Below are 13,515 nucleotides of genomic sequence, written 5' to 3'. Positions count from 1 at the left end.
TTCCGAGTTTCGATTAATCAGTTATAATTGCGTTTCAGCAATCCTCCTATTTCGTGCTTTAGCACTTATAAGGAAACGTTTCGCACAGTACATTTTTTCACAATCTTAATTGTATTGGTTTATTGTATTTAAAAAGTTCATATCTATTTTTCTTTTTTCTTATCTTTATCATTTAATGCCCAATTAAAAAACATAAAGAACAGAACATAAAAAATTGATTGAATTAAATTCTCAAACCAATTGAAATCATTATTGTCAAAGTAATCAAAAGCAATAAGACCTATATACAATATAATAAAATAAATAATATATAAATATTTTCTAAAGACTTTCACAATGCACCCCTAATTAAACATTACCACATTTTACCTTACGTTAGGGGGATAATTCTTTCATTAACCTGCTGCGATAGTTTAAGAAGAAATGGCATTACCTCAATGTTGAAGTAATGCACCACGTTACTTTAAGTATAATACTTCACAAATCAATAACCTTAACAGTCTTTTATTGTCCTTTTTCGCTAATCCGTTTAAGAAATAATAACACTACCAAAATTGCAATACAGCCCCACCAAATGCTTAATAAAGATTCATTTAATGAACCTGGATGTTCTCCCTCCAATTTATAAGAGGAAAATAAGCCACGGGTTATAAGGATGAATCCAAAAAGTACCGCACTAAATAACCAATACCACCAACGTTTCATTGCTACACCTCCACCAAAATCCTTATTTTATTTTTTTCCATTAACCTGCACCGTTAGTGGAACAAGAAAAAAAGGCTGCCGAAGCAGATGGTGATCTTAACTATCGCACCCATGAGTTCAACAATAAATAGTTTTTGCTATTATGATATTAGATATTTTTCTTTGAAAGTTGGACTTAATTCACTCCACACATCAAATTTATTTCCATCTAAATCATAGAAAACAAAATTCCTTCCAGAGTGTCCTCTGTTTTCAATTTCTCCAACTCTTATTTCTTTTTCTGTAAAATCTTTATGTATAGCTTTTAAGACACTTAATCCATTAACTTCAAATGTTAAAGAAAAACGCTCGACACCGTTAATATCATAGAAATTGGAGCTTTGATTTTCATTAGATTTAACAAGAAAAATGCTTTGGTTTGCAAAATTAAGAATTGCTTTATCTTCGTCTTTGTAGCTCAACTCTGCACCTAATTTGTTTACATACCATTCAGAAGATAGTTCTACATTAGTCACTGGTATATAAGTAGTTCCTACCCTTAATAATTTATCGATCATTCTATTGACCCCTTCCAATATTTTATGGTATAAACTTTCTTCTTTTATGTATCTTTATCCTTCCTAGCTCCATATTTTTCTTATTTTTTTTTTTGAACTATCCTGCAACGTTAGTTTAAGTGTAATATTTCACAAACAATACCATCTCACGAAAATTCAACCCTAGCCTTTAACATAGCCAAATAAAAAAACACCTTACATTTCCTGCTTATTTACTTTTAATCAGCACTTGTCCCATTCAGCTTTATTCTGAGTGCATATGTTATTATTACCACCGGACGCCAAGCCAAAGCCAACATGTCACCTCCAAAGAAGCGTTTGCATGTATTGCAGACACTTCTTTTCATTTTAGGTAAATCGCTAATTTTGTTCCAACAATAGGGTGATTGTCTAATCCATTCTTGTCTTAAGGAATATCTATACATAGTGATAAGTTTTTTCCTTCAGATATTTCAAATAGGGTGGTGAAAAAATATGGGCTTTGGATGTGGCGGTTTTGGCTTCGACGGTGGCTTCGACGGTGGCTTCAATAGAGGCAGCACTTTTGTTTTAATCGTAGTATTGTTCATCCTACTGATCATTGTAGGGGCTACTCTTTGCTAAATTGTACGGAACAAAGGGCGGGTTAAGTTAATCGCCCTTTTTGTCATATAGACTTCTGAAATGAAAGGAGGATAATTACACATGGGTTTTTTTTGTGACGACTTTAGAAGAGATCGGTTTTTTCGTGATGACTTTAGAAGAAGAAGATTTTTCCCATTTTTCCCTTTCGGCTTTGACTTCGAAAGAAGAAGACGTTTTGAATTCGATAGAAGACGCAGATTCTTTTAAGCAAAAGATTTAAACAGTGTTTCCATGGGATCGATTCCATAGAAGAAAAGAACGCCAATCCCTTGAAGTTAAGGGATTGGCTTTTTTATGTATAAAAACTTGTTATGGAGTAACAAAAAAGGGGTAGGCGTTCGCCCACTCCCTTCAGATCGCTTTTGCTATTTCAACCAATAAATCCATCAGCGCTGGCAACGATTGAACAAAGTAAATCAATGTAACCTTTTAGGTATTTTGTTACATTCACCAAAATAAAAAAACCACCTTAGATTAAGATGATCTTCTCACTTTTTTATTCAATTAAAGCCCCCGTTAGAATTCCTGTAGATAGCTAATTCTCAACTTTGAAAAAAATTAGGTCCCTCAGTAAGATATGAGTATAGACACCACTCTAACTCAAAACCCTAAGGAGGAACCCTAATATGAAGTTTAAGATGCAAGACAAACAAAATCAACTAATTGAGAGAATTTCCGATAGACACCTTGTGGTTGGTGTGGATATCGCACAAGAATTGCACGTAGCTAGAGCCGTCAATTTCCGTGGAATAATAGTCGGAGATCCTCTTACATTTGAAAATAATGAAGAGGGTTTTGCTAGATTACTACAATGGATTAACCAGTTAAAAACCTTAAAGGGATTTGCTTCTACTATAATCGGGATGGAACCTACAGGACATTACTGGCTTAACCTATCAAAATGGTTATATGATCAAGATATTGAAGCAGTAACCGTTAACCCCCACCTCGTAAAAAAGAATAAGGAAAACCGAGATAATAGCCGATCGAAAAGTGATAAAAAGGATGCTCTTGTTATCGCTGATATGGTCAAGAATGGTTACTATTCCTTTATTCGTCCCACTTCAGAGACCTTTGAAAAACTAAGAGTTTTAATGTCTAACCGTGACATGACGGTTAAACGACTTGTCAGTGCTGTCAATCAAATCAACCGTTGGGTGGATATTGTTTTCCCTGAACTTCGACAGGTATTCAAAGATGTTAAAGGTAAAGGGGCAATGGCAACTCTTCGCTTATTCCCTACACCAATTGAACTACGTTCAATGAAAGCACCAGATATCGTTGTAGGCTGGAAAACCCAAATGAAGAGACAACCTGGGTTAATAAAAGCACAGGTATTAATTGAATTAGCTATGCATTCAGTCGGGACTCAACAAGCACTTGATGCTTATAAACTGCACCTAGAACAATTAATTGAAGAGTTTGATCTAGCAACCGCGCAACTTGAGCGAGTTGAAAAGGAAGTCACTGAAGTCCTTAAACGAATACCTTTCGCAAGGAAGTTACTTGCCATTAAGGGGATTAGCGAAATTGCCCTTGCAGGCATTTTAGGAGAATCCGGAGATCTAAGTGGATTTGCACACGGCAATTCTTTATTGCGTCATGCTGGATTGCATCTTGCAGAGGCTAGTTCAGGTAAATGGAAAGGTCAAATTGTCCTCTCCAAACGTGGGAGATCCCGTTTACGGCGATTCTTGTACTTAGCCACTATGAGTCTTGTCATGAACAACCCTGATTTTAAGGAGCTCCACGCTAACAATGTTAAATTGAAAAAGATGAAGAAAATGAAATCGATTATGAAATTAATTAATAAACTCGCAAGAGTATTAGTTGGGATGGCCAGAAAGAATGAATCTTATCGTCCTTTTAAAGTCCAGCCCTTAACACCATTAGCTGCATAAAGTGAAAATTGACTACATTTTTTAGAATCAATCAAAATAATTAAACTTTAAGATTAATATCTTTCGAATATTGGCTTATTCGTAGGATCTCAAAGAAAGTACGAAGTACCGGATTTATTGAGCAAAAGGGCTCTGACCCGTTCCGTTAGAAAGACCGGCCTCTACCACTTGGATAGGTGTGACGAAGGAATGAGAGGGCATTTGACCCGTTGAGACATGGGAGTGAAAACCTCCAAGGGTGGCGTGGAGAATACGTACATTATATGGAAATTACTGGAGTTTACATTACCCTCCTTTATTTAAGTACGCCTTCATGTAGCCAAAATGGTCAAAACTCATTCAATCTATCCCCTTCTATTCTTTCAAGTGATTTGAAATCCTGCGAATAAGTGAGTATTCGAGAGATAATCGTATCTAACTGAGGGAGTTCAACAAGCAAGTTACAAATCGCAACTGTCATCCGTATTATTCCTCTTCTTTTTATCACCAAAATACTTCCAAAGATGGTATGTCGACCAAAATAAAACTGGAGATATAAGTATTAAAAATGGTGAAACGTAAGTTTTTTCAAGAATATAATCAGGGGTAAAAACAGCGAACAAGACCAAGATAATTATAGCTGGAATCAAAAGAATCCAGTAACGTTTGTCTTTAAAAGTGCTAAAACTCCACATACTATCCTCCCAGTACAACATGTGATTTTCAAACTAAAGATATCCATTTATTATACAACACTGTTCAACTAACCTGCTCTTTACTTGAAGAAGAAGAACGCATTACTCCTGTTGAAGTAAAGCTACCCAATAGTTGAAGAAGTGACAGCCTTGTTTAACTATTGCACTCTTTTGTTGAATTAGTTAAAAGCCGTTTTCTCTTGTTCTATAAACCATATGTATTAAAAATTTCAGGAAACGAAATGATTAGCAACCATCCTATAATTACAGTTGCAAAAAAACAAATCCAGCTTATTATTTTTACTTTTTTATCAATTTCAGCTTTTTTTTCTAATATACTAATGTAATTAACTACTAAAACTAATGACGTAAAAGGGATAATACCTATATACCAGTATCCTAAAGAAGATTTATCTACTGAAAATAACGCTATAACTAGTACAAACACTCCAAGTGCTATTCGATTTATTATCGTTTTCATATAACCCCTCCTAATCTTTCAACGAATTTCCTCAGTCGATACAATTCAATCTTAACATTTATATTTCATTTGGTTTCTTCAAATATTTATTAAAGAAACCTGTTCGTTAGCACAAGAAGTGACTGTTCCTGCTGAACAATCGCACCCGTTAGTTAAAGAAGAACCTTTCAATCAATGACATTTCCAATTAGAGCAATCTGGAATTATTTTTATAGTTATCTGTGATTATTTCTTCTTTATAATAATGGAGAGAAAGGGGGAAATCCTATTGTACAAATGGATTATCGGTGTTCTTATAATACTTTTAGTTGGAGGTTCTATTTATATGATCACAAACAAAAATGACTATAAAGAAGCACCATATGCAGCGGGAATGAATTTTGACCTTGAAGAGGTAGAACCTTTTTTAAAACATTTATCATCCTCAGTATTAGATTCGGGTTTTAGTCAGGATTACATTGATACTATTCAATCTGAAATCAACACAATGAAAGAGGACAACGAAGTAAAGGAAATTGGAACCTTTGATGTTATTTATAAAGGAAAACCCACAAAAATACGCATTGAAGCGGAAATTCATATTGAAGATGTTTCAAAAGAGGTTGTTCTATATATGTATAGTCTTCAAGAATTAGTAGACATCATAGATGAAGAAATGCTGAAAACTGAAGAAGAAGAGGAGTAAAAAGAGATGTTACAATTAACATCTCTTTTTTGAACTAGCCTGCTGCGTTAGTGAAAAAGCGTCTCCACTTCTTGTAGATACGCTACCCGTTCAATAAGGCTAGTTCCTCTATTGCAAGTTTTACTGCATTCTGTTCGGTATCAGTTCTTGTTTTAGTAGTAGTAATTTCTTGCCAAGACTCTTCCCAAGTATCGCCTTCTTCATCGACACACTCAGGAAAATATTGAAACAACCTGATTTCATAAGTCCTTTCACTTTTAAAAATGACAGCCTTATATTTTTTGTTAGCAGATAAAATTTCTTTAAAACTTTCCATGAATATGCACCATTCTTCTTAATGATTTTTTACTAAAGCACCCGTTAGTGAAAATATAATGCTATTTGTTATTTTGTTTGTATAACTTGTCTGCTCTTCTTATGCTAAAAAAAGATAACATTATGGACAAGACTACAAATACAACCCAGTAACTATTATTGTTTATTGCCAGTACAACTCCGACAACTGCTAATAGAGATGACGTTATAAAGCCAATTATGGTTTTTAAATCTTTTAATACCGACCAATTCATTTTTCACCTCCATTAAATTCATTTTATAAATTTATGTATAAACAATTCCCTGTCACATTAACCTGCTACGATAGTTCAACACCTTACGTTTCCAATTCAACAATCAAGGCAATAATTCCTCCAATATAACCGATAAGGAGGATATTATTTTGTTATTATCAAAAACCTGGGAATTATATGAATCGGATAAAAAGATTGAAGGATTCTCCCCTCAAACATTAAAAGCATATAAGCTCCAATCTAAGCTACTCATCCAATACTTTAACGATGTAAATATTGAATTATTGACGACTGATCGGCTGAAAGAATACTTGGCAAAATCAAGTGAACACCTAAAGCCATCAAGTTTGGCACATCGAATTCGATTTATTAAATCGGTATTTCGTTGGTCACACGAGGAAGGGCATATCCCGAAAAATCCAGCTGCGAAAATCAAAGAACCTAAACAAGGAAAACGGATTCCAAAATTTTTAACAGAAAGAGAAATAGAACATTTGAGGGAAGCGTGCATTACTCCAATGGAAAAGGCATTATTTGAATTTATGTTTTCAACGGGTTGTAGAATAGGGGAAATTGTTTCTCTTGATAAAAATTGTATTAATTGGTCGAATCGATCAGCCATTGTCCTTGGAAAGGGTGTTAAGGAAAGGAGGTCTACTTTAATATACGGTGTGAAATATGGCTCAAGCGATACTTAGACCTTCGCCAGGATAAAGACCCAGCAATTTTTGTTACTGAACGGCACCCACATAGAATGAGTATTGGACAAATGAGATATATCATAAAACGAATATCAAGTCGGGCAGGGATCAACAAAGAAATTCATCCACACCAGCTACGCCACAGCTATGCTACACACCTATTGAACAACGGAGCTCCCATTAATGTTATTCAAAGTTTACTGGGACACGAAAAAAGCGAGACCACTAGGATTTATGCTCAGTTAAGTGGAAGTCTTAGAAGAGAATTTTTTAGAAAATACTTTTAGAGAAGAATGGCAAAAGGCAACGGATATTCCGCTGCCTTTTCGCTATTGCACCCGTTACTTTAATAAGCATTAGTTATTTCTTTTTCTTTTCAAAAAAGGATTGGAAACCATACAAAAGAAATGCTTTGTAAAAGAAGAATAAGAAAAATTGGGAATAATAAACTTTATCATCAATTGAAAAAAAGAACTTCGAATAAGAAAAACATAGGGAGATTTTAGTCTTCCTATGTTTTCATTCATATTATTTATCTGTTTGTTTTTGCTTCTTTTTCAAATACTCCGCACGCATTTTTTCAAGTTGCTGCTTTTTATCAAATTTGGCAGGCGTCTGTTTTTCATGAAACTTTGTCACAGCTACCTGACCTTTGTAATCCAATTGATATTTTCCCACTTTGTTCACCTACTTTTCTTGTCTTTAAAGAGAATCTATTCAACAAATATAATATACCTTATTTTACTGAAGTAAATGCTAATAACCATTACGTTCTCGATGATTTCAAATTTAGGTTTCTGAGGGGAAATATTGTTTTTTTGCAAAGTCTTTTTACTACTTGTTTAAAAAAATCTACATCCCCAATATTTTTCTCCAAAAAATCACCCCTTGTTATTAACTTTTCTACTTATATCTATCTTAATCCAAATATTACCTTATTCAACTAACCTGCGACGTTAGCACAAGAAGCGATTGCTCTAATTGAACAATCGCACTCCGTTTGTTGAACGATGAATCTCAATCTTTGGTTTCACTCATCTTCTTTCACAACTTTTAGTTCTTGAGGAAGAATCGCTAATAAATCGTGCATACTTTCAAACTGGTTTGTAACCAAATAGGTAGCTGGCACATCAAATTGCATTTTACAAAAAGTCGTTAAGTCATTCATTTCAAACTGTACGCTATCTTCTTGATCATACATTTCACCAAATGTTACATTATTCTGATTTGATATGATAAAAAGATGATACGGTATGAGGGATTTATTGATAATTTCGGTAAGTTGATTCTTATTGGTGACCTTGACCGTAAAAATTAATATATCGAAATGAATATTTCCATACTTTGTGAGTCTATATGCTGATTTTTGAGGGATAAACTTATAACTATAAACTGCATCAAGTTTATCTAATTCTTCCTTCATACCAATATAATCATCATCATACCATTCAAAGGTAACATACAATGGGAACTGATTTAGTTGGGAGAATAGTAAGCTGAAAAATTCTTCAATATCTTCTGCATCTATATCGTAAACTGTTTTAGGTAAAGGCTTTACCAAAAAGTCGTGATATTGTTTAAAAGCATACATTTGCTCTCTAATATAAATTTCCACCTTACCACTCCTAAAAGGGATTTTTAAATTGATCAAGTTTTTATTTATAATTTCCTTCTTCAACTATTCTGCTTCTTTAGTTCAATAACAACGGGGATTGTGGCTGTATCCCAATGTATAACTCAAGCCCCCGTTACTTAAATAAACCACCTTTAATAAGGATTGGAACTTCAGGAAACAAAAGCATAACAATTGCTAACAAAAAAAGGATTCCCGACACGACCATATAAACTTTTGCCATAATTCCAGCTTGTTTAAGTTCAACAATTCCAATCAATAAAGAAAGCAATCCTAAAACTAATACTGTTATTGGGATTCCAATAATGGCGTTTGTAAAAAAGGAGGCAATAAAAAGTATATACATTAACGAGAAGCACACGATTTTTACAACTTTTCGCATTAAAAATCCTCCATATCATTTTTTTTAATGTTTATTGCTACATACTATTTATTCGCTTTTCTTGAATTAACCTGCTCATTAGTTCAACAAGAAAAAATGACCGCCGCAGCGATCATCATCCTTAACTATTGCACCCGTTAGCACAATTAGCAGCAGGACATTCTGTTAATTTAATGGACCAGTCACCTCAAGGCATTTTCCATTATACGCGTCCATCCTAACGGTTGGTTCTTCTCCATTTTTAGTTTTCAGTGTTACACTCAACTCACGTTGATTAGTGAATTGATTAAAAAAACCATTCTTTGTATCAATAGACAATTTCTCCATTATAATGTCATCAAAATTAATATCAACGGCTTTTATTCCCAATTCTTTTGGTGGAACGTTCAAACACAAAACTGCATAACCTGTGGCTTTCTCAGTTGTCATTATTGGCTTTTGGTATACATATGCAAACCAAATGATAAGAAAAACTAAAATACAGAAAACTTCTTTCTTAAAGTTTGTGGGCTTTTTTAACACGTTTCAATCACCCTATCCAATATCGTATAAAAATGTAATTCGACAACCCTTCCAAAAGTCCTGCCTTATTGCACTATCCTGCATCGTTAGTCGAATAAAAAAGGCTGCCGCAGCAGCCTTTCCTCCTCAACTCAAGCACGTGTTAGTTTTACAAACTAATTCTGAATAAGCTGTCGAAACAGCTTATCTTTTTGATTTAAGCACTGGTTAAAGGACCTATCCTATCAAACACTTTTTTTCTATTTTTTAGTCCTCTAATTTGTTCCATACCTTTTAGCTGCTCTAGTACGAGCACGCTCAGCTTCGACCTCACGATTCCGTGGCTCGGTACTCGTTACCAGTGTGTTTAATAGTTCTCTAGAAACCATTGCAATCTCATTGACTGCACGAATAAACGCCTCCTCATTCGCCTTTGAGGGCTTGTTATAACCCGTTATCTTTCTGATGTACTGAAGAGATGCTGCATGAATCTCTTCTTCGGTAGCTGGTGGATCGAAATTAAATAATGTTCGAATGTTTCGGCACATAACTTACTCTTACTCCTTTTTGTTTTCATTATTGTTGGTTTTGAAAAAAGATTGATTAAATTTAAGGAATATAAAAATTCATCTTTTCGAACAAAAATTGATCAAAACAATGGCTCTTTTCTATTTTTAGAATTACCATTGATGGAAAATTCCACTTCATATCTAACACCTACTTTTAAATAAATGCTAAGGTATTTATTCTCCATTGTTTTTAACAATACCTTCTTTCACTAATCTGCCCATTAGCTCAATAAAAACAGCCGCCAGAAATGGCAGCTGGATCTTAAACTCTTGCACCTGTTAGTTGAACAAGGTCACTCTTTCTTTTTTAGATGTAATTACTTATTAAGGATATCCTTTATAAAAACTCTAAATTCTTTTTTTCTTCCCCGCCTTTTAATCCCAAAAAGACACATATGTTTTTTCTTATCTTGTACAAGATTAACCTTATAACATCCATACTTAGAAAGAATGATTGAAGTGATTAAATTTAAAAATTCTTCCTTTGTGCCTTCAAATGAAAGTCTTTCACGACCTATACCACCAGCACGTGGTTTTTTAGCAATATAAAAAACTGTGTAATTTTTCTTCATAAATTCACCCTACATTAAGTTACCTATTAGTTGACTCAGTTATAGCCAAATCTCTTCAAGTAAAGCACCCGTTAGCTGAATAACAAATTATAATTTTGAACCACACCACGGACAAAAATCAATTCCTATACTTGAAGAACCACCATCATGAATTATCAATCCGTAGTCATTATCTTTTTTATCGAATATGATTATTTTATCAGGACAGTCAAAGGGATTTTCATGAATATCACACTTGAAATTTGCATGATAATCCATATCCTCACAACAATGTTTTTTCATGATTTCATTTCTCCTTATTTAATTCAAGCCCCCGTTACTTAATAAGGCTAGTTCCTCTATTGCAAGTTTTACTGCATTCTGTTCGGTATCAGTTATTGTTTTAGTAGTAGTAATTTCTTGCCAAAACTCTTCCCAAGTATCGCCTTCTTCATCGACACACTCAGGAAAATATTGAAACAACCTGATTTCATAAGTCCTTTCACTTTTAAAAATGACAACCTTATATTTTTGGTTAGCAGATAAAATTTCTTTAAAACTTTCCATAAACATACACCATTCTTATTAATATTTTTTACTAAAGCACCCCGTTCCTTGAATAAGAAACATAATCATATATGCAAATGTAATTATAACGGTTTCCAGTTCGGGTCTTTAATGTCTTCTTGATTTGGTTTTCTTACAAACTTAATACTGCCTTCATCACAAGCCCCAACTTTAATGAAATTTTGTTGTGCTTGTTTTAATGAAACCTCATTTGCACCACCTTCATGATCAGGGTCTCGATATTGAACTCCATCGTCTTCCCAAAAACAAATACCGCAAATATCATAAGTTCCTGGTGGTTCCTCATCTAATGTTTTATACCCACAACAAGGACAAGTATATTTCACGAACTTCACCTCTATTTAAGAAATGCACCCTTTAGCCACCCATGAAGCCTGCTTCACCACAGAAAATGTAAGAAAATATCATTCTTACATGGTAATTTAAAATCACACTAATCGGTCGGTTCTTCAATCTCGAAATGTGAATGCCAATTTTCGTAATAATCATTTTCAGCTTTTTTCCAAAAAACAACGATTGGAAAACCACTAAAATCGTCTTCTTGAACCGCTTCTTCAATCATTTCTCTAGCAGATGTTTCTCCAAAATCTCTAACAAAAACTCTTTCATCTAACGGAAATTCCCGTATTTTTAATTTTTCTATTTCCTCATTGGAATAACCTACATTATCTCTTGTCCAATACTTAGCCAAATCTTTACTATGTGTTATCACGACTTGAGTAATTCTAAATTTAAAGTCTTCACTTATTTCATAAGCATATAATTCCTGAGAACTTTTCATTGTAAATCACCACCCAAGAAAATAGTTACCTAATAATACCCAATCCTTATTAAACTATACTGCTCCGTTAGTGAAAAAAGCGTTCCTGCATATTACAGAAACGCTACCCAATCAATCCTTATTTGTTTTTATTTTTAAAGAATATATTTGAATAGAGATTATTAGACAGAGTTGTATTATGACAATCATAAGTAACGAACCATAAACATCTCCACCATCTGGTAAAAGCAAATTAATTATTATAAATAAAATATATGAACTTATAATTAATAAAAGGAAATACAAAAATAACCTCCACATAGAGAGACCTTCAAATAAATTTATCCTAATACATTATTCTCCAATTAATTGTTAAATTCCTTCTTGAACTATCCTGCCCCTTTAGTTGAACAAGGCAGACTACTGCTACATGCTATGAGTTTTATCCAAGGCTTCACGCAACGCATTAGCCAATTTGAAAGGAACGTCATTTGCCCAAAAATGCATAAAAAACAGGCGAGGATTCTCGGTTAACATGTGATTATGTACAGCAGTTACTTCAATACCATGTTTTCGTAAAGTTCTTGCAACAGGATTTACTTCCTCAGCAGTAAGCACAAAATCTCCAGTTATAGCTGCTTTCCCATTTTCCGTTGGCTGAAAATTTATCGATGTCGCAACCCCCATAGCGGGAGGGATTTCTATTCCATCTTCCATGATCTTTTCTAATCTGGAAATACTGATATGATATATACCATTTGTAATCGTACCTTTATGTCTAAATATGCTATCAAGCTTCTGTTTATCAAAGGGAAAGGCGTACGAATCACCTATTTCGTTCTTTGGTATTTTTGTAAGTTCCAATCCCGAATGAATTGCTTTAGCTAATTGAACTGGATTACCATGTCCCATAATGTGCAAATACATAATCCGAGGTGTTTCATTAAGTAAATGATTATGTAGTGCAGAAACCTGAATTCCTTGTTGAAGCAGTTGACTCATGACTGGTTGAATTTCTTTTTCTGTTAAAACTAAATCTCCCATAACCATCGTTTGGTTACCCATTTGTTTAAATGCCACCCAACCTCCTAAAGCCAAACCAGTGCGGATTGGTATTCCCTTAACAGTTACTTTCAAATCATTACGTGGGAGGCTGATATAAAATATATCATCTGGTTTCATTACACCTTGTTTACCTATTTCCTTTTCTACAAGTTTCCATTGAGATAAAAGATTTGTTGAATTCAAGTGGTTAGGGGATGAATAACTTTTCGCATGAATTAAGGTATTGGATGTAATATCAGAAATAAAAACAACAACTAAAAAAGCAATCATATATTTCCGTATGTGCATAGAATAATTCTCCTTTGGAAGTTAAATGATCTTAGATTACGATATTAAGCTACCCTAACTTATGCTTTTTCTTACATAATTAAAGTTTATTATTACTGATTTTTATTAAGCTAACCTGCCCCGTTAGCCATCCATGAATCGCAAAAAAAGCTCTTCACCACAAAGAATGAAAATGTATTGAATCCATCCATAATGATTCTAAGGCTGGGAGAGGAAGGTCGATACACTATGGTGCCTTAGAGCCCATCCGTTAGTCTGACTCCAACGACCACGGTGCACCA

At 33.9% G+C, this 13,515-nt stretch carries 20 protein-coding genes and 1 pseudogene; 5 read left to right on the top strand and 16 right to left on the bottom strand.

Features of this window, described 5'->3' with window-relative positions; all coding sequences use genetic code 11:
* Nucleotides 1-504: 504 nt before the first annotated feature.
* Both J2Y03_RS28620 and J2Y03_RS28615 read right to left on the bottom strand, forming a co-directional pair.
* Nucleotides 505-705 carry a hypothetical protein gene (locus J2Y03_RS28620; protein ID WP_310200656.1) on the bottom strand — a complete coding sequence of 67 codons (201 nt, stop codon included), beginning with the start codon at nt 703-705 and terminating at the stop codon, nt 505-507.
* Nucleotides 706-845: 140 nt separating this feature from the next.
* On the bottom strand, nt 846-1,262 hold the full coding sequence (locus J2Y03_RS28615) for a VOC family protein (RefSeq protein ID WP_310200653.1): 417 nt from the start codon (nt 1,260-1,262) through the stop codon (nt 846-848).
* A 474-nt stretch (nt 1,263-1,736) separates the two neighbouring features.
* Here J2Y03_RS28615 and J2Y03_RS28610 point away from each other — a divergent pair, with 474 nt between their 5' ends.
* The 3 genes from J2Y03_RS28610 (at nt 1,737) to J2Y03_RS28600 (ending at nt 3,787) form a co-directional block, all read left to right on the top strand.
* Nucleotides 1,737-1,865, top strand: coding sequence for a YjcZ family sporulation protein (locus J2Y03_RS28610; RefSeq protein ID WP_310200651.1), 129 nt, complete (start codon nt 1,737-1,739; stop codon nt 1,863-1,865).
* Nucleotides 1,866-1,959: 94 nt separating this feature from the next.
* On the top strand, nt 1,960-2,106 hold the full coding sequence (locus J2Y03_RS28605; protein ID WP_310200649.1) for a hypothetical protein: 147 nt from the start codon (nt 1,960-1,962) through the stop codon (nt 2,104-2,106).
* A 406-nt stretch (nt 2,107-2,512) separates the two neighbouring features.
* Nucleotides 2,513-3,787 carry an IS110 family RNA-guided transposase gene (locus J2Y03_RS28600; RefSeq protein ID WP_310200647.1) on the top strand — a complete coding sequence of 425 codons (1,275 nt, stop codon included), beginning with the start codon at nt 2,513-2,515 and terminating at the stop codon, nt 3,785-3,787.
* Nucleotides 3,788-4,115: 328 nt separating this feature from the next.
* On the opposite strand, the gene J2Y03_RS28595 is transcribed toward J2Y03_RS28600, so the two are convergent.
* A complete protein-coding gene (locus J2Y03_RS28595) occupies nt 4,116-4,274 on the bottom strand; it encodes a hypothetical protein (RefSeq protein ID WP_310200645.1) in 159 nt (52 codons plus the stop codon).
* Nucleotides 4,275-4,666: 392 nt separating this feature from the next.
* A complete protein-coding gene (locus J2Y03_RS28590; RefSeq protein ID WP_310200643.1) occupies nt 4,667-4,942 on the bottom strand; it encodes a hypothetical protein in 276 nt (91 codons plus the stop codon).
* Nucleotides 4,943-5,210: 268 nt separating this feature from the next.
* Here J2Y03_RS28590 and J2Y03_RS28585 point away from each other — a divergent pair, with 268 nt between their 5' ends.
* The gene (locus tag J2Y03_RS28585; protein ID WP_310200641.1) at nt 5,211-5,627 is read left to right on the top strand and encodes a hypothetical protein; all 417 of its coding nucleotides are present in this window, start codon (nt 5,211-5,213) and stop codon (nt 5,625-5,627) included.
* Nucleotides 5,628-5,709: 82 nt separating this feature from the next.
* On the opposite strand, the gene J2Y03_RS28580 is transcribed toward J2Y03_RS28585, so the two are convergent.
* Nucleotides 5,710-5,943, bottom strand: coding sequence for a hypothetical protein (locus tag J2Y03_RS28580; RefSeq protein WP_310200639.1), 234 nt, complete (start codon nt 5,941-5,943; stop codon nt 5,710-5,712).
* A gap of 402 nt (nt 5,944-6,345) precedes the next feature.
* Here J2Y03_RS28580 and J2Y03_RS28575 point away from each other — a divergent pair.
* Nucleotides 6,346-7,184 (top strand): annotated as a pseudogene (locus J2Y03_RS28575) (tyrosine-type recombinase/integrase).
* A 241-nt stretch (nt 7,185-7,425) separates the two neighbouring features.
* On the opposite strand, the gene J2Y03_RS28570 reads toward J2Y03_RS28575, so the two are convergent.
* The 11 genes from J2Y03_RS28570 to J2Y03_RS28520 form a co-directional block, all read right to left on the bottom strand.
* The gene (locus J2Y03_RS28570) at nt 7,426-7,575 is read right to left on the bottom strand and encodes a hypothetical protein (protein ID WP_095251033.1); all 150 of its coding nucleotides are present in this window, start codon (nt 7,573-7,575) and stop codon (nt 7,426-7,428) included.
* Nucleotides 7,576-7,927: 352 nt separating this feature from the next.
* Nucleotides 7,928-8,512, bottom strand: a complete 585-nt coding sequence (locus tag J2Y03_RS28565) for a hypothetical protein (protein WP_310200637.1) — start codon at nt 8,510-8,512, stop codon at nt 7,928-7,930.
* Nucleotides 8,513-8,645: 133 nt separating this feature from the next.
* Nucleotides 8,646-8,912: a hypothetical protein gene (locus J2Y03_RS28560; RefSeq protein ID WP_310200635.1), complete on the bottom strand. Its 267-nt coding sequence runs from the start codon at nt 8,910-8,912 to the stop codon at nt 8,646-8,648.
* Nucleotides 8,913-9,077: 165 nt separating this feature from the next.
* Complete coding sequence (locus J2Y03_RS28555; RefSeq protein ID WP_310200633.1) at nt 9,078-9,434, bottom strand: hypothetical protein; 357 nt, start codon at nt 9,432-9,434, stop codon at nt 9,078-9,080.
* A 254-nt stretch (nt 9,435-9,688) separates the two neighbouring features.
* Entirely contained in the window at nt 9,689-9,961 is a 273-nt protein-coding gene (locus J2Y03_RS28550) for a DUF2277 domain-containing protein (protein ID WP_310200631.1), read from the bottom strand.
* A gap of 338 nt (nt 9,962-10,299) precedes the next feature.
* Entirely contained in the window at nt 10,300-10,554 is a 255-nt protein-coding gene (locus J2Y03_RS28545) for a hypothetical protein (protein WP_310200630.1), read from the bottom strand.
* An 87-nt stretch (nt 10,555-10,641) separates the two neighbouring features.
* Entirely contained in the window at nt 10,642-10,836 is a 195-nt protein-coding gene (locus J2Y03_RS28540) for a DUF6980 family protein (RefSeq protein WP_310200629.1), read from the bottom strand.
* Between the two features lie 18 nt (nt 10,837-10,854).
* The gene (locus J2Y03_RS28535) at nt 10,855-11,100 is read right to left on the bottom strand and encodes a hypothetical protein (RefSeq protein WP_310200627.1); all 246 of its coding nucleotides are present in this window, start codon (nt 11,098-11,100) and stop codon (nt 10,855-10,857) included.
* Between the two features lie 83 nt (nt 11,101-11,183).
* A complete protein-coding gene (locus tag J2Y03_RS28530) occupies nt 11,184-11,447 on the bottom strand; it encodes a CPCC family cysteine-rich protein (protein ID WP_310200624.1) in 264 nt (87 codons plus the stop codon).
* A 107-nt stretch (nt 11,448-11,554) separates the two neighbouring features.
* Complete coding sequence (locus tag J2Y03_RS28525) at nt 11,555-11,902, bottom strand: hypothetical protein (protein WP_310200622.1); 348 nt, start codon at nt 11,900-11,902, stop codon at nt 11,555-11,557.
* Between the two features lie 405 nt (nt 11,903-12,307).
* Nucleotides 12,308-13,216 carry a DUF1259 domain-containing protein gene (locus J2Y03_RS28520; protein ID WP_310200620.1) on the bottom strand — a complete coding sequence of 303 codons (909 nt, stop codon included), beginning with the start codon at nt 13,214-13,216 and terminating at the stop codon, nt 12,308-12,310.
* Between the last annotated feature and the right edge of the window lie 299 nt (nt 13,217-13,515).

Origin of the sequence: Neobacillus niacini, from assembly GCF_031457145.1 — a bacterium.
GTDB lineage: Bacteria > Bacillota > Bacilli > Bacillales > Cytobacillaceae > Neobacillus > Neobacillus niacini_J.
Note: the sequence above shows the minus strand (reverse complement) of the source record. Positions and strands in the feature narration are given on the sequence as shown.

What these genes read in the sequence shown, in the direction of transcription:
- J2Y03_RS28620 (WP_310200656.1), bottom strand. Translation starts at nt 705, where the DNA reads ATGAAACGTTGGTGGTATTGGTTATTTAGTGCGGTACTTTTTGGATTC.
- J2Y03_RS28535 (WP_310200627.1), bottom strand. Translation starts at nt 11,100, where the DNA reads ATGGAAAGTTTTAAAGAAATTTTATCTGCTAACCAAAAATATAAGGTT.
- J2Y03_RS28615 (WP_310200653.1), bottom strand. Translation starts at nt 1,262, where the DNA reads ATGATCGATAAATTATTAAGGGTAGGAACTACTTATATACCAGTGACT.
- J2Y03_RS28560 (WP_310200635.1), bottom strand. Translation starts at nt 8,912, where the DNA reads ATGCGAAAAGTTGTAAAAATCGTGTGCTTCTCGTTAATGTATATACTT.
- J2Y03_RS28520 (WP_310200620.1), bottom strand. Translation starts at nt 13,216, where the DNA reads ATGATTGCTTTTTTAGTTGTTGTTTTTATTTCTGATATTACATCCAAT.
- J2Y03_RS28540 (WP_310200629.1), bottom strand. Translation starts at nt 10,836, where the DNA reads ATGAAAAAACATTGTTGTGAGGATATGGATTATCATGCAAATTTCAAG.
- J2Y03_RS28525 (WP_310200622.1), bottom strand. Translation starts at nt 11,902, where the DNA reads ATGAAAAGTTCTCAGGAATTATATGCTTATGAAATAAGTGAAGACTTT.
- J2Y03_RS28550 (WP_310200631.1), bottom strand. Translation starts at nt 9,961, where the DNA reads ATGTGCCGAAACATTCGAACATTATTTAATTTCGATCCACCAGCTACC.
- J2Y03_RS28590 (WP_310200643.1), bottom strand. Translation starts at nt 4,942, where the DNA reads ATGAAAACGATAATAAATCGAATAGCACTTGGAGTGTTTGTACTAGTT.
- J2Y03_RS28545 (WP_310200630.1), bottom strand. Translation starts at nt 10,554, where the DNA reads ATGAAGAAAAATTACACAGTTTTTTATATTGCTAAAAAACCACGTGCT.
- J2Y03_RS28610 (WP_310200651.1), top strand. Translation starts at nt 1,737, where the DNA reads ATGGGCTTTGGATGTGGCGGTTTTGGCTTCGACGGTGGCTTCGACGGT.
- J2Y03_RS28600 (WP_310200647.1), top strand. Translation starts at nt 2,513, where the DNA reads ATGAAGTTTAAGATGCAAGACAAACAAAATCAACTAATTGAGAGAATT.
- J2Y03_RS28580 (WP_310200639.1), bottom strand. Translation starts at nt 5,943, where the DNA reads ATGGAAAGTTTTAAAGAAATTTTATCTGCTAACAAAAAATATAAGGCT.